This window comes from Bradyrhizobium diazoefficiens (assembly GCF_016612535.1).
Classification (GTDB): Bacteria; Pseudomonadota; Alphaproteobacteria; order Rhizobiales; family Xanthobacteraceae; genus Bradyrhizobium; species Bradyrhizobium diazoefficiens_C.
Genome location: NZ_JAENXS010000001.1, coordinates 795,302 through 816,467, shown reverse-complemented (window position 1 = coordinate 816,467; position 21,166 = coordinate 795,302). Strand labels below are relative to the sequence as shown.

Annotated in this window: 15 protein-coding genes and 1 pseudogene; 12 read left to right on the top strand and 4 right to left on the bottom strand. The window is 58.1% G+C overall.

The features are described from left to right. Positions 1-24 precede the first annotated feature (24 nt). The 6 genes from JJE66_RS03845 (at position 25) to cofD (ending at position 6,122) form a co-directional block, all read left to right on the top strand. Positions 25-1,029, top strand: coding sequence for a TIGR03842 family LLM class F420-dependent oxidoreductase (locus JJE66_RS03845; protein ID WP_200512778.1), 1,005 nt, complete (start codon positions 25-27; stop codon positions 1,027-1,029). Positions 1,030-1,042: 13 nt separating this feature from the next. Further along, positions 1,043-2,293 carry a Zn-dependent hydrolase gene (locus JJE66_RS03840; protein WP_200512777.1) on the top strand — a complete coding sequence of 417 codons (1,251 nt, stop codon included), beginning with the start codon at positions 1,043-1,045 and terminating at the stop codon, positions 2,291-2,293. Between the two features lie 67 nt (positions 2,294-2,360). Next, positions 2,361-3,716, top strand: coding sequence for a solute carrier family 23 protein (locus tag JJE66_RS03835; protein ID WP_200512776.1), 1,356 nt, complete (start codon positions 2,361-2,363; stop codon positions 3,714-3,716). A gap of 192 nt (positions 3,717-3,908) precedes the next feature. Further along, a complete protein-coding gene (locus JJE66_RS03830) occupies positions 3,909-4,361 on the top strand; it encodes a DMT family transporter (protein ID WP_311979823.1) in 453 nt (150 codons plus the stop codon). Positions 4,362-4,380: 19 nt separating this feature from the next. After that, positions 4,381-5,148, top strand: coding sequence for a coenzyme F420-0:L-glutamate ligase (cofE, locus tag JJE66_RS03825; RefSeq protein ID WP_200512775.1), 768 nt, complete (start codon positions 4,381-4,383; stop codon positions 5,146-5,148). Then, entirely contained in the window at positions 5,145-6,122 is a 978-nt protein-coding gene (gene cofD, locus JJE66_RS03820; protein WP_200512774.1) for a 2-phospho-L-lactate transferase, read from the top strand. The genes cofE and cofD overlap by 4 nt, the downstream gene beginning before the upstream one ends. 532 nt (positions 6,123-6,654) lie before the next feature. Here cofD and JJE66_RS03815 read toward each other — a convergent pair. After that, positions 6,655-7,935 (bottom strand): Ivy family c-type lysozyme inhibitor, encoded by a 1,281-nt coding sequence (locus tag JJE66_RS03815; RefSeq protein WP_200512773.1) that lies wholly within the window; start codon positions 7,933-7,935, stop codon positions 6,655-6,657. 208 nt (positions 7,936-8,143) lie between these two features. Between JJE66_RS03815 and JJE66_RS03810 the strand changes: the two genes are divergently transcribed. The 6 genes and pseudogenes from JJE66_RS03810 (at position 8,144) to JJE66_RS03785 (ending at position 16,107) form a co-directional block, all read left to right on the top strand. Continuing rightward, positions 8,144-10,957, top strand: coding sequence for an SH3 domain-containing protein (locus JJE66_RS03810; protein WP_200512772.1), 2,814 nt, complete (start codon positions 8,144-8,146; stop codon positions 10,955-10,957). A gap of 334 nt (positions 10,958-11,291) precedes the next feature. Then, entirely contained in the window at positions 11,292-12,002 is a 711-nt protein-coding gene (locus tag JJE66_RS03805) for a hypothetical protein (protein ID WP_200512771.1), read from the top strand. Positions 12,003-12,022: 20 nt separating this feature from the next. Beyond that, the gene (locus tag JJE66_RS03800) at positions 12,023-13,243 is read left to right on the top strand and encodes a CHAP domain-containing protein (RefSeq protein ID WP_200512770.1); all 1,221 of its coding nucleotides are present in this window, start codon (positions 12,023-12,025) and stop codon (positions 13,241-13,243) included. A gap of 28 nt (positions 13,244-13,271) precedes the next feature. Next, positions 13,272-13,934: a zinc ribbon domain-containing protein gene (locus JJE66_RS03795; protein WP_200512769.1), complete on the top strand. Its 663-nt coding sequence runs from the start codon at positions 13,272-13,274 to the stop codon at positions 13,932-13,934. Next, positions 13,931-14,791, top strand: a pseudogene (locus JJE66_RS03790) (tyrosine-type recombinase/integrase); the annotation flags it as partial. The gene JJE66_RS03795 and the pseudogene JJE66_RS03790, both read left to right, overlap by 4 nt. Positions 14,792-15,327: 536 nt before the next feature. Next, entirely contained in the window at positions 15,328-16,107 is a 780-nt protein-coding gene (locus JJE66_RS03785) for a Shedu anti-phage system protein SduA domain-containing protein (protein ID WP_200512768.1), read from the top strand. 346 nt (positions 16,108-16,453) lie between these two features. Here the strand turns inward: JJE66_RS03785 and JJE66_RS03780 are convergent, their stop codons facing one another. From JJE66_RS03780 to JJE66_RS03770, 3 genes are read right to left on the bottom strand one after another with little or no spacing between them, the layout of a single operon-like run. Continuing rightward, positions 16,454-17,644 carry a patatin-like phospholipase family protein gene (locus tag JJE66_RS03780; RefSeq protein ID WP_200512767.1) on the bottom strand — a complete coding sequence of 397 codons (1,191 nt, stop codon included), beginning with the start codon at positions 17,642-17,644 and terminating at the stop codon, positions 16,454-16,456. A 7-nt stretch (positions 17,645-17,651) separates the two neighbouring features. Next, complete coding sequence (locus JJE66_RS03775; RefSeq protein WP_200512766.1) at positions 17,652-19,931, bottom strand: Mov34/MPN/PAD-1 family protein; 2,280 nt, start codon at positions 19,929-19,931, stop codon at positions 17,652-17,654. 2 nt (positions 19,932-19,933) lie between these two features. Then, positions 19,934-21,013 carry a hypothetical protein gene (locus JJE66_RS03770; RefSeq protein WP_246756055.1) on the bottom strand — a complete coding sequence of 360 codons (1,080 nt, stop codon included), beginning with the start codon at positions 21,011-21,013 and terminating at the stop codon, positions 19,934-19,936. Positions 21,014-21,166: the final 153 nt, after the last annotated feature.

Genomic DNA, 21,166 nt, shown 5'->3' with positions numbered 1-21,166 from the left:
GCCTCGATTTCAGGGAGACGACTTATGGACTTCGGGATCTGCTTCAAGGGCTTCATTGAAGCCGACCGCGCGCGCTATCTGGTCAGGATGGCTGAACACGCAGGTTTCAGTCACTGCTGGTTTTACGACTCGCACGTGCTATGGCGAGACTGCTATCCGGCCATCGCCATGTGCATGGAGCACACGTCGAACATGCACTTTGGGCCTCTCGTCACCAACCCCGACGTGCGAGACTGGTCGGTCGCCGCCTCGATGTTCGCCTCGCTTGCGAAGCAGGCCGGGGGCAGGTTCGAAATCGCGGTGGGTCGCGGCGACAGTTCGCGCCGTGTGATGGGTAAGAAGCCGGCGTCCCTGGAGCGAGTTGCCGAGTTCGTTCAATCGGTCAAAGCCATGGTTCGGGGCGATGAGGTGAGGTACGATGGCGCTCCAAGCGCCGTGAAATTTCCCTGGGCGGTAGGCTATGAACTTCCCACCTGGATCGGGGCCTATGGTCCGATGGCACTTAAGTGTGCCGGTGAGAATGCGGACGGCGTCGTTCTTCAGATTGCCGAGCCCGGCCTATGCAAATGGTTTGCCGAGCAGTGCCGTGCTGCCGCGAAGAGCGCCGGGCGCGATCCGACCAAGTTCAAGGTGATGTCTGCGGCGCCGGCGTTCTTTGGCTCGCAGGAGGAGTGCTTCGAGGCCACCAAATGGTTCCCGGCCATGGTCGGCAATCACGTGGCCGACATTGTCGAAAAATATGGCAAGGAGACGGACCTCGTCCCCCGCACCCTGACTGCTTACGTCGAAAAGCGCCAGGGCTACGACTATTCCAAGCATGGACAGAGCGACAATCCGTACTTGGAATTCATTACGCCGGATGTCGTCGACGCATTCTGTGTACTTGGCAGCCCGAACGATCACATCGAGAAGCTGACTGCGCTCAGGCGATCGGGCGTAACGCAGTTCAACATCTATCTGGATAACGGAGACGAGGAGAACATCATCGCGACGTACGGCCAGAAGATCATCCCCGCGTTTCGCGCCTAGTTGAGCCCCTCCGATGCAAGCAACAGAGTCCAATCTCACCATCAACGGACAACGTCTCTGGGACTCCCTGATGGAGCTGGCGCGTTTGGGCGCAACGCCGAAGGGCGGCGTCAATCGCCTGACGCTTACCGACTTGGACAAGCAAGCGAGAGATTTGCTGATTTCTTGGGGCGAGGCGGCGGGCCTGAAAACCACGATTGACCAAATCGGCAACATCTTTATGCGCCGGGAAGGGGCAGACAACTCGCTGCCTCCGGTCGTCGCCGGCAGCCATATCGATACCCAACCGACAGGCGGGAAGTTCGACGGATGCTACGGCGTGCTTGCTGCGCTCGAGGTCGTGCGCACGCTCAATGACCATGGCATACGAACGCGAGCCCCGATCGAGGTTGCATCCTGGACAAACGAAGAAGGGTCGCGATTTGTCCCCGTGATGATGGGATCCGGCGTATTCTGCGGTGCTGTCGACCTGGAGCGCGCGTACGCTGCTACCGATACGGACAGCAGGACGGTCGAGGCTGAACTTGAACGGATCGGCTACGTCGGGCCAGAGATTCCGGGCCACCATCCGATCGGCGCGTATTTCGAGGCTCACATCGAGCAAGGCCCAATTCTCGAAGATGAAAACAAGGTCATCGGCGTCGTGCCGGCCGTGCTGGGCCTGACATGGTACGATTGCGAGGTCATTGGCATGGAGGCGCATGCCGGACCGACGCCGATGGCGCTGCGGAAGGATGCCATGCAGGTCGCTGCTCGGATCATGCAGCAGGTGGTCGTGATTGCCGACCGCTATCAGCCCCATGGCCGCGGCACCGTAGGGATGGTGCAGGTCCATCCGAACAGCCGAAACGTCATCCCGGGAAGCGTCAAGTTCTCCATCGACCTTCGGCATGCCGAAGAGCAAGTCCTGGTGCAGATGCACGAAGAGATGCTTCAGTGCGTGGAGGACGAGCGCAGAAAGAGCGGCCTCGAGATCAACATCGAGCGCGTTTCGTACTATCCGCCTTGTCCGTTTCATGTCGACTGCATTCAAGCGGTTCGCGAAGCAGCAAAGCGATTCAATTATCCGACGATGGACGTGATTTCTGGTGCTGGCCACGACGCAGTCTATGTTGCCCGAGTTGCACCAACAGGAATGATCTTCGTGCCATGCAAGGATGGCATTAGTCACAACGAGCTGGAATCAGCCAAGCCTGAGGATCTGACCGCAGGCGGCAATGTGCTTCTTCACGCGGTGTTGGAGCGTGCTGGCTACGAGAGTTGACTGTGGGCAGCGGGCAGAAGACTCGCCGCTGGTTGTTTTGGGGACGAATGTAATCGGAGGAAATCAAATGACTGATAGTTATTTTCCCGCTTGGAGACTGCCGAAATCCGGCACGGGCCAAATCATCGGCCCGGATGAACGACTGCCCTGGCCCCAGATGATTGCCATGGGAATGCAGCACGTCGTCGCAATGTTCGGTGCGACGGTCATTGCGCCGCTGCTCATGGGATTTGATCCGAATGTCGCGATCCTGATGTCGGGCGTTGGGACTCTCATCTTCTTCGTCGTCGTGGGAGGGCGCATTCCCAGCTATCTCGGTTCGAGCTTCGCTTTTATCGGCTCCGTGATGGCTGCAACCGCGTATGCCGGACCCGGAGCGAACGCGAATATCGGACCTGCTCTTGGCGGAATCATCGTATGCGGTGCCGCGTACGCAAGCATTGGCTTGCTCGTCACGATGACAGGCACCAAGTGGATTGAAAGATTGATGCCGCCCGTTGTGACGGGCGCCGTCGTTGCGGTTCTCGGGCTCAATCTTGCGGGGGTCGCCATCAAGAACGTCGGCACGGGGGTGTTTGAGACGACGTTCGCCCTGCTCACGGTCGTAACGATCGGGTTCGTGGCTGTTGCGATGCTGGGGCTAACGCGTCGATTGATGCTGCTGGTTGGGGTGTTGGGCTCCTACGCCTTCTACGTGGTCCTCGCCAATGTCGGTGGAATGGGGAAGCCGATCGACTTCACCTCCGTCGCTAACGCAGCATGGTTCGGCGTGCCGGCATTTTCGACTCCGACGTTTACAGCGAGCGGCATTACCTTGCTCGTGCCGATTGCCTTGATTCTCGTGGCCGAGAACCTCGGTCATGTGAAGGCGGTCGCTGCTATCACCGGTCGGAATCTTGATCGGTATGTCGGACGCGCATTTATCGGCGACGGTCTGGCAACAATGGTTTCCGGAATGTTCGGCGGTACGGGCGTTACGACCTATGCGGAAAACATCGGCGTCATGGCCGTTACCAAGATATACTCCAGCCTGGTGTTTGTGATCGCAGCACTCATGGCGCTGGTCTTGGGTTTTTCACCGAAGTTTGGTGCGCTCATCATGACGATTCCATCGCCGATACTGGGTGGCGTGTCCATCGTCGTGTTCGGGCTAATCGCGGTGACCGGCATGCGGATCTGGATGAATCATGGGGTTAACCTCACGAGCAACAGGAACCTCATTGTTGCCTCTGCGATCATGATCATGGGCACGGGTGACTTCACGCTTCAGATCGGAAGCTTCTCGCTTCACGGTATTGGCACAGCGACATTTGGAGGAATCGCCTTGAATGCGTTGCTGGCAGCACTTGAAAGGCAGGAAGTGCAGGGATCTGTCGAGGATGGCAAGCTAGTTCCGGCGGAGGAAGGCCTGGCCGCCGAATAGGGGCAAGGAGACAGCGCAGCGGCGCCGCGGACAATGCGGCGCTGCCGCGATCGTGAAGGTCGTGCGGAAGGAAGGCAGCGCTCCTGACGATTGTGCGTATCTCGTGCGTCTTCGAAGCTCTTAACGTTGGAGCTCTCAAATATGCCGCGCAGGGCCCGGCCAATTTGCCAGTCGCTGATGGAGGGTAGTGTCGTGACGTCCTACGCGAACATTGTGCTGTGCTTGTTGGCCGTTGGAGCCGGCTTGAGCTCGGCGGTTCAGCAAATTCTAAACGCTAATCTGAAAGCGGATCTCGGCTCGCCGTGGTGGGCCGGGCTGGTGAGCTTTGCCACGGGTACCCTCGTTATGTTCATTGTTGCGGTCCTGTCGGGGAGCCCCTGGTCCTCCGGTGCCGGCGTCCAGAAATTGCCCTTGGTCTCCTGGGCGGGTGGAGTGTTCGGCGCGATCTTTATCGGGACGACGATCGTACTCACGCCGCGGTTAGGAGTTGCGGCGGTCCTCGCGCTCATCGTCGTCGGACAAATGCTCGGGGGGTTGGTCTTCGATCATGTGGGCCTGCTGGGAATACCTCAACACCCGGCGACGGCGGTAAGAATTCTCGGTGCGATCGTGCTCATCGTCGGCGCGGTAATGATCGGCCGCTGAGCCAGGAGATCAAACAGCAATGGCTAAAAAGCTCACTCTATCGGCCATATCGGACATTCCGATGATCGAGCCCGGCGACGACGTCGCGGCGATCATAGTGACTCGCTTACGCAGCGATGGGATCATCCCGAACGATGGTGACGTGATCGTCATCGCTCAGAAGATCGTATCAAAGGCCGAGGGGCGCTATGTAAATCTAGCCGATATTGCGCCAGGGCCGAAGGCCCTTGAGCTTGCCAAGGCGACCGGCAAAGACCCCAGGCATGTTGAGGTCGTTCTTTCCGAATCGACAGCGGTACTGAGATATCGAACGAATGTGCTGATCGTCGCTCATCGGCTGGGCTTCGTTATGGCCAACGCTGGTATCGACGAGTCCAATATTGATCATTCGCGTGGCGACCCTCTCGTACTGCTGTTACCATCAGATCCCGATGGCTCTTGCGCCAAGATCAAGCAGACGATCGACGCAGAGTTCAAGGTTTCCATTGGAGTCATCATAAACGACTCGTTCGGCAGGCCGTGGCGGAACGGCGTGGTTGGCGTGGCGCTGGGGTGCGCCGGCGTACCATCGATCGAAAGCCTCGTTGGCAGGCCAGATTTATACGGGCGTCGCTTGCAGATAACGGAAGTTGCGGTTGCAGATGAACTGGCTGCTGCGGCGTCGCTCATGATGGGGCAGGCTTCGGAAGGGATGCCGGTTGTCCATATCCGCGGATTTGATCGTCCTGCTGAAAACAAGCCTGCCCGGGCCCTTGTGCGACCCAAAGAGCTGGACATGTTCAGATGACGGCCAAACAGGAAGGGCGAGATAACAGCGGCGAAGTCATCGCACTATGTGGCGGAGTGGGAGGGGCCAAGCTTGCTCTGGGTCTTCAGCATGTTCTCGGTGATCGACTAACAGTCATTGTGAACGTCGGCGACGATTTTGAACATCTCGGCCTCCGTATCTGCCCCGACCTCGACACCGTGCTCTACACCCTGTCGGGTCTGAGTGACCATTCGCGAGGCTGGGGACGGGCCGGCGAAACGTGGCAGTTCATGCAGGCTCTCGCGGAACTGGGCGGCGAGACATGGTTCAGCCTCGGCGATCGCGATCTAGCCGTGCATGTCGAAAGAACTCGACGCTTGCGGGCCGGGGAAGCTCTCACGGACATAACGGGCGATCTGGCTCGAAGGTTGGGCGTTCGCGCAAGAGTGCTTCCGGCGACGGATGACGTCCTCCAGACGAAGGTGCTCACCTCCGAAGGAGCATTCGATTTCCAGAGATATTTTGTGAAGGAGCGTTGCGAGCCGAGGATCAGCGGCGTCGCCTTTGAAGGCGCCGATGGAGCTCGAATCTCGCAAGCGGTTTCCGACGCGATGGGATCGGATAGCCTGACGGGAATTGTGATTTGCCCGTCCAATCCATACCTCAGCATCGATCCCATACTATCCATACCACCGATACAGGAAGGGCTTAGGAAGAGATGCGTTCCGGCGATTGCCGTGTCGCCGATAATCGCTGGAAAGGCAGTCAAGGGTCCCACTGAAAAGATCATGAATGAACTTGGCGTCGAACCGACATCTGTAGCTGTCGCGCGGCACTACGCAGGTTTGATCGACGGCCTCGTTCTCGATCACAAAGATGCGGCAAGCGTGAACGAACTGGATCTGCCTGCCGTCGTCGCCAATACGTTCATGACTGATCTCGATAGCCGCATCAAGCTGGCTGAGGTGGTACTAGGTTTTGTGGCGCAGCTATCGACGTCCGGATGCCGGTAGCGAATGAGGCGGCCTCCTATCGTCGACGATTAGGCCGGCTTGCTGCCATCCTACCAATCACAGCTACGAATTTCGTCGCATCTTGGCCAGCAGCGCCGCCCACTGATCACCGCGCGCGTCGTGGCTGAGCTGCGCTACTCAGCGACGAGTTTTCTTCGGATTGCTTACTCGCTCAAGTAAGTCTCCGCTGGCGTCTTTGTCGGATACGTGCATATCGCGCTGTAAAATAATGGAAAACTGGCGCACCAACCGAGATAAAGATGGGCACCGTGACTATTGGCAAATTTCCGTTGAACTCTAGCATTTGACGAGCTGCCCTGGCGATCAACCTAAGCCTCGCGGGCAGGGTAATCGGGTGAAGAAGTACGTGACAAACGGGTGATGTGCTGATTCTGTTGTGATCCACTGAAGATCATCGCGGCGCTGCAAGCTGAATTTGCGACGAGGCGAGAGCGCGCGATCGATTTCATAAAAAAGACTTGTCCGGGCAAGCCTTACTAACTTTTTGCTTCGGCGGATTTTTTTATCGGGTCTAGTTGTTACCGATCTCTTTGTAGAATTGCTGGATTCTCGCGAACTCTCCAGACTGAAAGGGTCCGAGTGTCACTGACTGAACTCCCGGAATGGTATCCGATTTCAAGGTCGCAATGGCACGAGAGCCGTCCAGCGCAATCAGGAAAACAAACATGTTCGCTCCGCAATCGTGCGGTTTGCAAACCGATCCTCCGCGATAGGTCTTACCATTCCACTCAATGGTCTTGAGCGCCGATGCGACCCCTTTCAGGTCATAAACCCATTCAACGGACTTTAACCCGTCTGGGATGATCGAACGCAGTACGGCCATGTCACCCGGGTATTTCTCCGGAAGTTGATAGGCGAAGTCGGGCAGATTCGCCGGGGTTGATGGAGTTGAAGAGGATGCAACTGGCGAGTTCTGCGCCGCACGGGTCGAGGCTAGAGGTGGGTTCGGCCCCGGTCTGAAGTAAGGCGTAAAATACCACAGACCCGCCCCGACGAGGGCGATCCCGGCAAGAACCGCAAGCCCTCCCGCTATCCGTTTTGGAGCAGTACGTCGGACTTCTTCCAATCGTTGCGCATAGTCAGCTTGTATTCGCGCATCGTGCGCTTCCAACAGCTGCCTTTCGGCATCCTCGCGGTCACGTTCCGCCCTGGCATCGAGCATGATTTTTCTCGCTATCTCCGGCAAATACCTTTTGTCGTTGATAGCGAGATAATCAGAGGCTAATCGGTCGGACCATTTCTTTCCTAGGGGTTCTAATAGAGCCGCGATCCTCGCAAGTTCGTCATCGTATTTCAGCAGCGCGTCCCATTTCCGCGCGTCATAACCCGATTGAGGTGCTGCGATGAGGCCCACTTCCGGGCCATGAGAATTGTCCACCTCATAGGCATTGCGATCTATTTGAATTCTTGAAACACGGATATCGCTGGAATCTTGAGACTTCGTTTGACTGCCGGCTGCCCCGATTGCGAGCAGGCCTGCAAGACCATCAAGGATCATGGTTGTTGCCGTAACTACGTTAAATCCGTAGCCGAAATTTGCCCCGATAATATACCAGCCTGCAGCACTTCCGAGCAGTAGCAACGCGCTAAGGCCGGCCTGAGAAAATGCCAGGCCGGCTCCGACAAACGAGGCAATCGGAAGACCATATAGCAGGAGTTTCGCAGCATCCTGCTGACCTGTTGGCATGCCGCCGAGGCCACCCACAATCGCCACCGCGACGTGCCCATAGACCGCCAGTGATAATCCTGACAGCCCGCCAAAAATACCCAGCAAAAGTGCCGCCAGCCTCATCGGTCGTCCCCAGTCCGGTAACAATTTTGGCGCTATTTGCGCCGGCTTACAATCGAAATAGCGCGCAGACGTAAGAGGAAATGTGGTGCAACCATCGCCAACCCAGCACGTTTCAGGACGCAATCGAGCGACTGTCACCACCGTTAAACCCTTGCGTGTGATCAGGAACCGGAGATAATTCGACATATTTCAGGGGGGGAGGACGGTTATGCGGACCATAGCGCTGGGTTTCGCCGGTTTTGGAATAGCTTTTGGCATTGCGACTACAGCGCTTGGTGAACCTCTCGATGAAAAGGACCTAGCTGGAGCCTTTGAATTGAGTAAAGCGTGCTCGAACGAATGTAAGAATGAATCATTCAACATGGTTCGTCTTGTTCTGCCAAACGGTAAAGTCGGGTTTCTGATAACCACAAACGATCAGGACTTTTGTGGGAGTGGTGGGTGTTCAAGCGCGGTTGCTGTGGTCTCAGGGGGCAAGTTCGTAAAGATCAAAGAGGGCTTAGGTATTACAAAAGCTCAGGCCGTCGTATTGGCGTCCAGTGAAGGATTGCCTCAGTCAGCAGAGTCTCTCGAATGTTCCAAGCAGGCTGACGCCCAAGGGCTTCATGGTGCCGAGCGACTTGTTATTAGGTCGCAGTGCAAGGCGAATGTAGCGGCTGAAGCGTCCGCATCGCTTGCACCTGCAAGTCCCTCCTCCAACAGCAAGATCATCTATCCCATTGAAGTATCGTCGGCCTATTCGCAAGAAACTGAAGGGCGGGCCCGCATGCTCACGTGCCGCGACCAATACAACGCGAACAAGGGCATAAACGCGAACGGCGGATTGCAATGGATCGCTGCAGGCGGAGGCTATTACTCCGCTTGTAACGAACGCCTGAAGGTAACGAGCCCGGCGCCATCGCCATCACCGGCGACAGAACCTGCCAGTCCGTCCGTTGCGGACAATCAAAAAGAAGCGATCGTCCAGCGGATCACGACGCAGGAATGCGCTGCTAGATATCAGGCGGCACAGGCTGCCGGGACTCTCGCTGGAAGGAAGTGGATAGAATTTCGCAGTACCGAATGCAGTTCAACTAGCCAACCCACGTCATCGGCCAGACAAGGTCAGCTCAGTTCCAATTCGTCCCCCGGGGCCTCCCTGTCTTATGTCGCAAATACTGAGCCGCCAGACGCCTATCTTTCATTAAGAACTGATCCGGCTTCGTCACGCGGACAACGACTTATGGCGATGCCCAACGGTACTTTGCTGGAGGTATTGAAGCGGCAACCTGATGGATGGTGGTACGTCCGAGTGGTCCCAAGAGGTGAGACGGGTTGGGCCCTCAGCAGTGGTCGCGACAGGCAGTGGATTGAGTGCTGCAAAACAGCATCGGGGGCTGATACATCGGTCGCATCTGCTGAAACACCTGCGCCATCCAATAAGCCAAGTTTTAATTGCGCGACGGCCAAGAGTGCATCAGCACGGCTGATTTGCAGCGATGCAGAACTAAGCAATGTGGACGCCGCGCTCGGCAAGGCGTTTCACAACGTCGTCAAAACCTTGAATGGCGATGAGAAGAAGATGAAGATTCAGGATCAAGTTAGGTGGATACGCGATCGTAACATGCGATGCCAACTGGATAACAAACCTGCGGTGCCGGTAGCAGAACTCCAAGAGAAGAAGCCTTGCCTGCTCGAAGCGATAAATTCTCGAATAGTTGAATTAGGCGCGCCGCTAGACCCGCCAGATAGCGCTCCAACCGCATCTCCATCCAATACCAACCAGACCTTGTCCCGTGAGGAAATGAATGCATTGACGACGAAACTCCTCACCGTATGGCGTGTACCCGCAACGCAGGGCGTTGGACCAGAAGAGCTTGTTGTCGATGTCCGCATAAGGTTGAAGCCGGATGGAACGCTCGCGGCGCCGGCCGAAGTCGTCAAACCAAAGAATAGCCCACAATTTGCGTTAGTGGCCGAAAGCGTGATCAACGCAGTCACGAAGAGTCAACCTTACTCGATGCTCAAACCAGAGAGCTACGATAACTGGAAAGATATTATTTTTACGTTCGACCAGAGGCAGACGGCAAATGCAGCCGGTGCAGTGCCCGCGAGTGGTAGTGCGAACGCTGGTGAAAAAGCGGAGTCGCCGACATCGGACGAGCAAAGCGATTTCATTCGATGGACCAAAACGATGAAGATGGGGATCAAATGTGATGGCTTTTACGGTGATGGATACGACTTTCCGCCAGTAAACGGCCCGTTGATGCGCTTTTCCGGTCGAGTCGATCCGTCAATCAACATCAGAGAATTCGTCAACCCTACTAAAATGGACCATTTCCTTATTCATTTATACGACAACGTAAAGAAGACGTGCGACGACCAAATTCAAGCGGGAAAGGTGAAAGGCCAACGTTTGCAGAGTATGACCATCGCTCTTGATTACGACCAATACGTCGATAACGCTGCTCGGGGTGGCGCGAGCTTCGGCGTCTTTACCCAAGATGGAAAGCAATTTTTCAGGATTCAGCGATCGAACGGCGCTACCTTTTCAGAAGTTGCTGCCTTGGCTCTTAAGTTCGACGCAGACCAGGTGAATGCGAGACAGGCACAACAGGCGGTGCAAGAGCAAGCCGCTCGAATCCTAGCTCAACGACGGGCTACCGCGGAACGTTTTGCTAGCGCCCATCCTGTTACAACTTCAGGCCCTTATTCGAGCGAAGTGCTCCAATGTGCACGCGGGATATTTACGAAATCGGGTGTCTCTATGCCAATGTTTAAAGAAGAGCCATGCTCCGATTACATGAACCTCTATGATGTCACGACGGTCGATTCTCGGGAAATTTCGGGAGGGATTGAGGTGGTAAGCCAAATAACTCTGCAGGTCGCTCAACCAATCGTCAGCGATAGCATGATGGCGCAAGCATGTTATGGCGGGACGAAAAATAATCTCAATCCTGGCGACAAGGTCACGGTCAACGGCCGCCTGAGGTTTGAGAAATGGAACTCCGGACTACGGTGCACTTCGACAACCTGGCAATAGGCGCTAGTTGCGGCGAGGAAGCACCCACTGAGGTAAGGAGCACCTCGCCGATGCTTGACACCGAATTGATGTCCAACGGCGTCCCATTATGGGCGCTGTAGCCAATGACGCCAACCAACGAAAACAATGCGAGCCGGCAGAGCCACGTTGAAGCGCCTTTCGATGTCGCCTAAGCGCCGTTGCTCGGTTACTTTGATTAGGTACGCCCCGACGCCCTGACTCGTCGGGTGGGGCATGGTTTTTCGTCCTACCGTCTGGAGTTGTGGTTTCAGGTAGAGGCGGTTGACGCCTACAACCGCATTCGACAGAATGCTGCATTTAGGGGACAAAATTGTTGGACGGGCACATCGTGTTTGCGTTCGCGGCCAGTGCTCTTTTGGGGGGCTGCGGACTCGTTCCCAAGGAAAGTGTGAGCTTTGAACCTAGCCCACGACAGGAAATATCAAGCCAGGACGGCAGTAGCTTAATCGTGTCGAGGGGAAGAACGACAGTCGTTTCAATGCGACCGACGGAGGCGCAGTTCACGTTCGACACGCGCCCGTCCTTTATCGTCGGAATTCAGAATGCCTCGGCACAGCCAATCGAATTTAACCTCAATAACGTTTCAGCCACGGAAATTATCAATGGTCGTCCGACCGGAAAATTAAAAGTGTACTCGGACAAAGAGCTAATCAGTGAAGAGGAAACGCGAAGGTTTGGCCGCGAACTTCTCGCTTCGATGCTTGCCGGAGTGAGTGACGGGCTGGGAAACGATCCGAGCAATGGCAATGCCATTAGTAGCAATGCGGAACAGGTCCATGCCGACCGAGTAAACGAACTTCAAGAAATCGCACTCGTTGATCACATCCTTCAGCCGGGCGGAACGTATGCTGGGAAACTGGAGATCGACAAGCCGGCTACGACCAGCGCCGGCATGAGAAGATATTCAATTGCGATAAAGCTAGGCTCCGATCTGCACGAGATTCAAATTGCGCAGACCCAACTTCCAGTACAGCCCATCATACAGGCCCCTCGCCTAGTCATAGCATCTCCTTCGTCTCAGTAGACAATTTCCGGGAGGAAAAAATGCGAAAAGGACTCGCTCTCGCCGTTGCTGCAATCTCGTTCGTGAGCGGGTTCGTCAGTGACGGACAAGCCGGATCGACTGTGGCCAATTCGACCACTTCTGCTCCCAAAACCGCTGTTGTGCCTCAAGTCCAAAAAGTTATTTCGGCATCGCCGGGCGCAAAAACCGCGCCTCAACACATCCAATCGAACGTTCCTACATCGCAGGCGCCTATCGCACATTCAAACGGTGCGAACCAATCCGCAAGACAGCAGCTTTATCAGAGTGTCGCGCCGTCCGCAGCGCCGGCTGCGCCTCGCTTTATCGCAAACTCGAATGGGACCGTGACGGTGACACGCCCAGACGGGAGCCAGAATTTCATGTCGCCTCAACAGGCTGCTTACCAATACGGCTATCAGATACCGAACGCCAATCAGCCTTCCAATATAGGCAGTACAACCGCCCCGAATATTTCGGTCGGCACCTCCACAGCTGCGACGAGTCCAACCGGACCAACGCCCCCTCAGCAAAATATTCAGCCGCCGGTTAGTATTTCGCCAACCGTCAGCCCGACGGCGGCGCAGCCGCGCTTGGGCTCCTCGGGCATCGCGAATACGACGGCGGCGATCATGCCGAACCAAACCCGGGGCATTGTTCCGACGGCTAACGCTATAGTCGCCGGGCCGGCTGCGCCGACGATACAAGTCCCTCAACGACCTACCCGTATCACCGTGACGCCGGCGAATTCAGGAATGATCAATTCACAGCAGTCCAAGGCGCAATCCGTAGCCCAGATAGCGGCGAACGAACAAAAGACGGCGATACGCGGGTGCAGCACTTCGGCGGGCGTCGTATGCATGACACCCAACTTGGCGACGACGCCACAGAACAACAATAACTGCGTTTCGTTCGTTCGCAATGATTTGGGCACCAAACTGCCGCCGGGACTGGTTACTCTCGCTGACAAACAAAACGCGATCAATGTCCACCTTTCTGAAATGCCGAAAGTAGGAGATGTGGCGGTTATCCCGGTGAGCAATCCCGAGGATGCTCCATACGGGCATGTGGCAAAAGTGACGAATGTATCGGTAAATAGCATTACTATCGTAGAGGCGAACTACCATCATGATCCGATCACGGGTCAAGGAATCGTCGACTCCCGAGTTTCTACGGCTGCAACTCTTCAACAGGCGGAGCAACAGCTCAATATTGTGGGCTTTATCCGACCGAGTTCTCAATGACGCGGATTCTAAATTCTAAGAGTGAACGTTGCCGAATGCGCCGACGAGTTTTAAATACCTGACCTGTGCAAACGCTGCACTTAAGGGCAAACAAGCATGCCCCGGTCAATCGATTCGCATGGACAAAATCGACGAGATCGTTCTCAAAGCCGTTGAGGAAAAGGTCTTCGAGCCATCCCGTCTGGCAATCCTGCTTGGCAGCATGTTTGATCGTTCCGAAGCCGGTCGAGAGAAGATTGATGCTGAAATTCTGCGCCAGCGCGCCGCGATTACCGACGCCACGTCACGTCTGCGCCGCATCTATGACGCGATCGAGTCGGGGCTAACAGATATCCATGACCCCCTGATCAAAGAGCGGGTCGATGGGCTAAAACTTCAGCGCAGTGAGGTCAGCCGTTCGGTCGATGAACTCGCGAAGCGACGGAATATGAGCGCCGGCAAGCTTGACCCAAATAAGGTTAGAGCTTTCTCAATTGCCGTTCGCGAACGACTTCGGAACGGCGATCCCGCCTTCCGGCGGGCGTGGCTCCATCGATTTGTCGATAAAGTAGCTATCAGCCCGGACGAAATCCGCATTAGCGGGCCCAAGGAACCCCTTGTCTCCATGCTCAGCGAGCCTGAGGCTAGCGTTGCTGCCATGGTGCCCACTTTTGCCCGAGAATGGCGCACCCGACACGATTCGAACGTGTGACGCGACGACAGATCATGGCTGCGGTCGACAAGATTGCCAAGACCGGCAAGCGCGGTGCAGCCAAGGACCTGCGCAAGCACGTGCATACCTTGCTCGAATGGTGCGTCGGCGAGGGCTATGTCGAGCACAACGTGCTCGCCGGCTATCGCGCGCCCAAGGAAACCCGCGCGCAAAGGGTCGGACGCCGAACGAAGGGCCGCGCGCTGACCGATGAGGAAATCATCAAGGTCTGGGATGCATCCGGCAAGCTCGGCGCTTTCGGTCTCCTGGCACGCATGTGCCTGCTCGGCGGTCCCCGCCGCAGCGAGCCTACCATGATCGAGTGGCGCAAGCACATCATGGACGACCGGATCACCTTCGATGCGGCGTGGACCAAGATGGGGCTTCACCACGATGTGCCGCGCACTCACCTGGTTGACGAGGTGCTCACGGCCGCGAAACATTTCCAGCGGGCAACCTCCGACTATGTCTTCCCATCACCAAAGACCGGTGGCCAGATGTCCGGCTTCACCAAGATGGTCAATCGCCTGGTCAAGGAAGCGAGCGTCGCCAAGTTCACCATGCACGACTTAAGGCGCAGCTTGCGCACCATCATGTCGCGTTGTGGCTACGACAACGAAATCCAGCGGCTGTGTGTTGGGCAAAAGCCAAGCGGAATTGATCAGGTCTACAATCACGACGAACAGTGGATCATCCGCAAGATGGCGTTCGAAGCGGCCCACGACTACATTGCGGAGTTGGTTGGCGCGAAAAGGGTCGGCAAAATCGTGCGCCTGCAGCGGACGAATCCGCTTGACTCGATCAAGGCCGAGCTCCTCGGCCGTCTCCGTGAGCATTATGCGGCTGAGGCGCCTTAGTGGTCCTATCGCACTTGGCCAGATAGTCGCGCACCGCATCGACACGATAGAGTGGCCGGCCATCGACGTAGCGCCATTTCAGCGGGTGGTTCGGATCGCGCCGCCACTGCTCCAGCGCTCCGGGCGTGCGCCGGATAACCGCGGCCGCCTCTAATGCCGTCAAATTAGAGCTGCTCGGCAGTGTATCGATATCGAACGTCGCCGGTGGCGGCAAGCCACGGTTCTTGCGGCGCCGCTTCGTGGCAGGCTGCATTTCACCACTCCTTGGCGACCCTATTGCCTCGGTCGGAGGCTTCTTGTCTTCGCCGTTCATGCCTCCGCCCCAAATCCTGATCGGTTTGAGGCATTAAGATCGCAGGCGTCGGCAGCAATACAGGAATCGAACGAGCAGGTATGGCTGCTGGGTAGCTGTGGCGTACAAATAGGACGAACCGTTCCTGTTTTCGCAGGGCTTCCCGGTTAATCAAAATCCTTGCCCAAGCTGGGGGGGCGCCGGAATAGTAGGTTAAAACTAGCGCCCAGCCTTTGGAGCCAAGATGAATTTAGATGAAGAAGCAGCGCGATTCGCGCGGTTGCTCGACGAAGAACGCGAGGAGCAAGCGTACCAAGCTTACCTTGAGCAGAACACACGTTTCATCCCGCGGGAGTTCGTAGAGAACCACGGTATCGGACTTAGCATTGTTCTTCGCAAGCTCTCTTTCGGCGCCGACTACAAAACCGATTTCTTCTACTTCTCGAAGAGCACGGATGACTGGAACGCCGTCTTTATCGAGCTGGAAAAGCCGTGGTCGCGCTTTTTCACGAACGAGTATCACGGCGATTTTTCGCGCGCGTTGCAGCAGATTAATCAGTGGAAGGCGTGGTTTCTCTCGGACCAGAACGAGGCGGGCTTTTTGGCGTCCGTCAGCGCCGTCCAGGTGCCGCGGCATATGGCCAGCAATCCTACTTATAACAAGTACGTGCTCGTCTTCGGGCGACGCGCGGAATACGAAGGCAACGCGGATCGCCGGCGGCTCGTGAGAGCCGCTGAAACGGATGATTTCAAGATCATGACGTTCGACAGCCTTGCCGAGGGCCTTAGCCAAAAAGGAGAGCTCGCGGTCGGCAGTCGGCATAATCAGTTCATCGATATCCTCTCAGACGAGGTCATTGATGCTGGGATGTACACGTGGATGGAGCCGACACAGCTTCGGGTAAGCAAGGCGCTCCGCGAGAAGCTCAGCCAGGGAGGCTCCAATCACTTTCTCTTCCAAGATGGGCAGCGCCATGAGGTCCTGAGCTACGTCGCTCCGCTGGTCAGGGTGCGAGCTGCGTGATGGAGGCGATGCCCGCTTGCCGGGGTGCCTTGCATTCTGAAACGCCGCGCTGCAAGTTGATCTGCTTAGGTTCTGTGCGACGATGCTGGAATCCCAACGTATCGTGAGAAGCAATAGCTGGCCCGGCTTATGGGTCGGAGGTGTGACGAATGCGGAAGGCAAAACTCTTGAAACCTCCTCGCAAGTCGGACGTGGAAGCCACGATCAATGCGTGCCTCGCAAATGCATCGCGCTTGATGGACGAGAGGCGATCGCGTCCTCCGGCTGAAGCGCCCAAAAAGCCACGGCTGGCATGACGCACAAAGAAGAAATCGGCGCAAGCCACACTGACCTACGTGGCCTCATTTCAGCGGATTGCGGGTTTTTCGATCAGATGCGGAATATAAGCGCGAGCCAAACATAACGTCAGTTGTTCTCCGCGAATACTGAGCCGGTCGATCCATTCCGTCGGCATCGCGTTGAAATCGGTCGGATACAAATGAGCCTCCTCCCGGCGTACCAGGTCCGAAGGTGGGTCCGGGAGGGTTTTGTCGAGTTGGCCGAGATAGGGAAAGATGAAGTGCTTGATCTGCCCCGAGCGTTGCGCCTCATGCAGTCGGTGGATCGAGGCATTCTGCGCGCGATCGAACAGCGCGCCGAAGACACTCGACATCCGCGCGAGCATGAACTGGCTCGGAGGCTCCTGCCGTAGGCCGTATCCCGCCGAGCAGCAGATGATCGTATCGACTGGCGTCACGTTCAGGCTGACGTCCGGCGAGCGGTCTGGCCAAAGGCAGCCGAGACCGAGATTATCGTAGATCCCGCCGTCCGTCAGGACCACGCGCTCGGCTCGTGTGCCCTTGTGGTCGAACGTGAATGTTTCGTCGAAGGCCGGAAGAAACAGCGGGTAGGCGGCCGACGCGGCGACGGCGTGCGCGACCGACACGTCGTTTCGATGCAACTTCCCCCAACGCCACGAGCCCGATTCCTTGGTCCCGAACCGGAAGGCCGAACCGGTTCTAAGCTCGGTGGCATTGATGACAAGACGAGGCTTCGGCCGCAGGTCGCTCATCGAAGCGCCGCCGAAAAGAAGCTCGTCCAGCACCGCTTCGAGCAGGCTGGTTCGGCTCGCGAAGCGATGAAGAGGTGATCTGACGTCGAAGGATTCGAAATGCCGTGCGAGTGACTCAGGCATCACCAGCTTGAGCAGACCTACCATCGTCCTGATCAGTGCCACGATGACGGCGACGATGCCAATCAGCGCGAAGGCCGCAGCCACCTTGAGGCCGAGCGGGCCGAACAGTTTCCGGCACATGCGCTTGGCGAGGCCTCGAGACAGAATCTCGCGCATTTTCGCTTCGAACGAAGCGAAGTCGCCGTCGTATGCGTGGAAGTATACACCGATGACGCTGCCGCCGGATACGGTCGAGAGAACATCGATCCGATGCAACAGCCCGAGCCGGTCGAGCGCTCTTAGACAACCGAGATGGAATGCCATTGCCCGGGAGCCGCCCCCCGATAGAGCCAATCCGATTTTGGGCGAGATCGCTTCTTCCATCCTAAACTCAATCGTGCCCACGGTGAATGGCGACCCTGAGGATGCGTCCTTCCCCCCGGCAGAGCGACGGGTCGAAGCTGAGAAGCGAGAAGTCCCCATGATGGGCTGCGATGGCCATCAGGCCGGGCAGTCCGTCCGCCGCGAGCTCGCCGCCCAGATAAGCGAGTTGGGCGATGTCGGTATCGCTCGGTCGCGCGTTCGCATAACGCGGGTGGGAATGCCATTCGCCGAGATACCGCACTTGGTGCATCGACCGGCGGGTGACGTCGTCGATGGATTGGACCAAGCCGACCACGCCGCGCTCGAAACACGTCGGGCTGCCGAGACTATCTTCCGGCTGGGGGAACGCATGAGCGAGATGAAGAGATTTGCGGCTGAAGTCGGCGAGGCCGACGATGGCTCCGCCGGTCTCGTTGGGCAGACGCACGTCGCGTAGCGCGGATAGCTGATCCAAGAACCCGCGATCGTAGCTCACATGCCAAGCGCCAATCTCGGCGCGCGTGACGGGTTCGCCGTTCTGCTGCACGACGGAGACCGAACCATCCGCGCCAAGCGTCCAGACCGTCACCTTAGCATCATCGCGCAGAAGCGAGTCGGCGATGCCCCTTGCGGCCAGTGCGCTCAGGAGCGCGGCTCGGGTCGCAGGGATCCTGTTGGTCAGTGAGCGGCACGAGCCGCTGTAGCGCACGCCACACTGCGAGACGTCGAGATGCTCGGCCAGAGAAGGCTCGCTTAGGATCAGACGATGGTATTGCGCCTCGAGATCGCGCAACGTGATGTTGCGCCCTGCATCTTCCGTTAGGAGGACGACGGCGGTGCCGGAAGGATTGAAGAAGGCACAGACGCGCCGTGCCGCAAAGGGCAGATCGCTCAAATGGCGGGCGACGCCGACCGACGCCGATGCGTCGATGATGACGGAGGCGGCTGCGTAGGCGGCATCCAGCGCCTTCTGCTGATCCGCGTTCGGCGCGAGCACGCCGGCGACGATCGCGGATTGGGCCTCGTTCAGCAGTACCGAAATCTGCCTGGCCAACGCGTTGGCCTTTGGCGCGCCGATCTCGTCAGCCAACAGCGCATGCCGAGCCATGTTGTGCGGCAACAGCGCGTCACCGTCCACGATGGTCCACTCGAACGCGCCCTCGCGGGCGAGATCCATGCCGAGTTGGGAGCCGAGCGAACCGGCGCCGATCATGACGGCCTTCCTTCGGTCCGCGACCGCGTTGCCGGCGATCGAAGCCGCGAGGTCTCGATCGAAAGCGAAATGAACCTGCGCCGGCGCGACAGGTAACGAAGCTCTACCGATCGGCGCTTCAGGGAACGCCCGGACGTAACCCTTGCCGATGTTGCTGTTGTTGGCGTGCAATACGCCCAGCAGGACCCCGATCTCGCCCGCGGTGTGGGCGGTGATGAAGGCCCGGAAGTCGTCTGCCCCGCGACCTCCTTCGGTGGTCATGGGGAGACCGACGACGATGGCGAGCCGGCCGGCCATCCGCCTGGCGCCGTCGGCGGCGATACTGGTCCAGGCCTTCAATCTCTCCTTGATCTCGTCGAGCAGCTTGAGGCCGGTCGGCGCGAGTTCCGCTGCCAGACTTTCCAGGGTCCGAGGCAGGCGCCGGATCGAGGTCATGATCTGCGGCGGGAGCGCGAAAGCCATCACCGTCAGCGTGATACCGCCCGGCGCGGCCTGCTTGGATGGAATGGCGAACACCAGGCCCTGGTTGTCGGCACGCACGAAGCCAGCGAACTCAGAGGTCGTGCAGCCGGCCTCGAAGACGCTGCGCGGCAAGACCACAGCCATGTCCGCGCCGTAAAAAAGCGGATCCGGCGGTTGCGCCGGATCGTGGAGCTCGCCGCGCGCAGCCTTGGCGAGCCAAAGCTGGATGAGCCGCGAGAATTCCGTCGGCGTGTGGGTGAGGCGGGCTTCGGACCAAGGCCGATCGTCCACGCACAGCGAGAACGGCATCTCTTCGGGCACGCCGTTCTGATGCATGGTGTGCGGGAAGTCGTCCCGCAGCGCCAGCACCGCGGGACGGACGTGCGGCGACGAGAAGAGAACGCCGATCGGCTCTCTGGCGCGGATAGGGTAGGCGAGGTCCTGGGGGCGTTCCACGTCGATCTCGACATGGACGCCGACATACCCGGTCGTCCTGTCCTCCTTGATCTCGACGAGCGTGGTCGCCGGGAGCCCGGCGAGCGCGGCTTCCATGAACGAACGCGCCGGCCCAGAGGCGATGCCGTCGATCGTCACCGCCGCGCCGAAGGCCGTCCACCAGGTGTGGATCGCCATGGCTAGCCCGCCCGCACCGGGGTCGCCGCGACGCTCACTGCGCCGGCCCCCGTGGCCGAAACGAGCAACAACTGGGCTCCCCGATCGGTGATCTCGATGGTGCTCGGTTTGGGCTTGCTCTTCGAAGGCAGATCCATGGTGACCTTGAACTGGCCGTCCTTGAGATCGGCGACCGACCGATAGTAGCCCGCGGCCTGGCGGTGCGGCGGCTGCGGATCGAGGTCCTCGTCGCTGCCCTTGGACGGGATCGACCAGCTGGTGGATATCATAATGGACCGCTCGCGCCCCCGAGTCTCGCACAGCCACTTGACCTCGTCGGTCGGCTTGGTGACGTCGATGCCCTTTTCCGGCCCAATCGAGAGGTAGGAGCAGTGGTGTGGGATCTTGAAGATATCCCACAGCAGCCGATCCTGGTTACCGTGGCGCTTGGACGTGATCACGATCTGGTTGATCGAGTCGTAGTTGATGTCCGACATGAACAGCGCGCAGGTTTCGCGGCGTCCCTCCAGGAAGGTCGCCTGAAAAACCACGCTGTGCTGGTTGCGGTCGATGATCTCGCTCTCGTTCTGATGCCAGCCGAAGGGGCTATGGACGAAGAACTGGACGCGCTCGGGACCGAACATCGAAAAGCCGGGCACGTACTGGCCCGCGTCGGTGATGAGGTGCGCGCGCGATTCCAGCGTCAGACCCTGCTTTTCCAGCCATTCCTTGAGCTTGGTCGGGCGCGAAAAGACGCGGATACCCTTGCCGATGCGCAACCGGTGCCGCGCCTCCTGACGGAGGATGCGGGCGCTATCCTCACAGCCGTCCTCCAGGATCGCCGCGGCCGGCACCCACAACTCGTCGATCTTGATCCGGCCTTCACCTTGATACTTCGCGGCATGCTCCAGCCAGAAGAAGTCGCCCGAACCGCAACAGTGGTCGTCGTCGAGGTGGGTGAAGCAGACCACATCATAATAATCGCGCTTGGCGGCGCGCAGGTCGGCCTTGAGCACCTCGGGCAGGTCGATGCGGGCGTCCCACATGTCGGCGGGATTGCGCATGTCTGCGTAATCGACCAGCATCTTGCGGCCGTTGGCCATGTCAATGCGGGTGCAATCGGCATTTCCGAGAGGATGAAAGGTCAGCTTGGCTGTCATATCGTTCTTTCTGGATGGTGTTCCGGCTCGAAGTGAGCCCCTACCTTCCAAAGCTCGCGACCGGCGCGAAGTCGGACGCGAAATTCGCTAAATCTT

What these genes read in the sequence shown, in the direction of transcription:
- JJE66_RS03785 (WP_200512768.1), top strand. Translation starts at nt 15,328, where the DNA reads ATGAATTTAGATGAAGAAGCAGCGCGATTCGCGCGGTTGCTCGACGAA.
- cofD (WP_200512774.1), top strand. Translation starts at nt 5,145, where the DNA reads ATGACGGCCAAACAGGAAGGGCGAGATAACAGCGGCGAAGTCATCGCA.
- JJE66_RS03775 (WP_200512766.1), bottom strand. Translation starts at nt 19,931, where the DNA reads ATGGCGATCCACACCTGGTGGACGGCCTTCGGCGCGGCGGTGACGATC.
- cofE (WP_200512775.1), top strand. Translation starts at nt 4,381, where the DNA reads ATGGCTAAAAAGCTCACTCTATCGGCCATATCGGACATTCCGATGATC.
- JJE66_RS03810 (WP_200512772.1), top strand. Translation starts at nt 8,144, where the DNA reads ATGCGGACCATAGCGCTGGGTTTCGCCGGTTTTGGAATAGCTTTTGGC.
- JJE66_RS03815 (WP_200512773.1), bottom strand. Translation starts at nt 7,935, where the DNA reads ATGAGGCTGGCGGCACTTTTGCTGGGTATTTTTGGCGGGCTGTCAGGA.
- JJE66_RS03835 (WP_200512776.1), top strand. Translation starts at nt 2,361, where the DNA reads ATGACTGATAGTTATTTTCCCGCTTGGAGACTGCCGAAATCCGGCACG.
- JJE66_RS03845 (WP_200512778.1), top strand. Translation starts at nt 25, where the DNA reads ATGGACTTCGGGATCTGCTTCAAGGGCTTCATTGAAGCCGACCGCGCG.
- JJE66_RS03780 (WP_200512767.1), bottom strand. Translation starts at nt 17,644, where the DNA reads ATGGAAGAAGCGATCTCGCCCAAAATCGGATTGGCTCTATCGGGGGGC.
- JJE66_RS03840 (WP_200512777.1), top strand. Translation starts at nt 1,043, where the DNA reads ATGCAAGCAACAGAGTCCAATCTCACCATCAACGGACAACGTCTCTGG.
- JJE66_RS03770 (WP_246756055.1), bottom strand. Translation starts at nt 21,013, where the DNA reads ATGGCCAACGGCCGCAAGATGCTGGTCGATTACGCAGACATGCGCAAT.
- JJE66_RS03800 (WP_200512770.1), top strand. Translation starts at nt 12,023, where the DNA reads ATGCGAAAAGGACTCGCTCTCGCCGTTGCTGCAATCTCGTTCGTGAGC.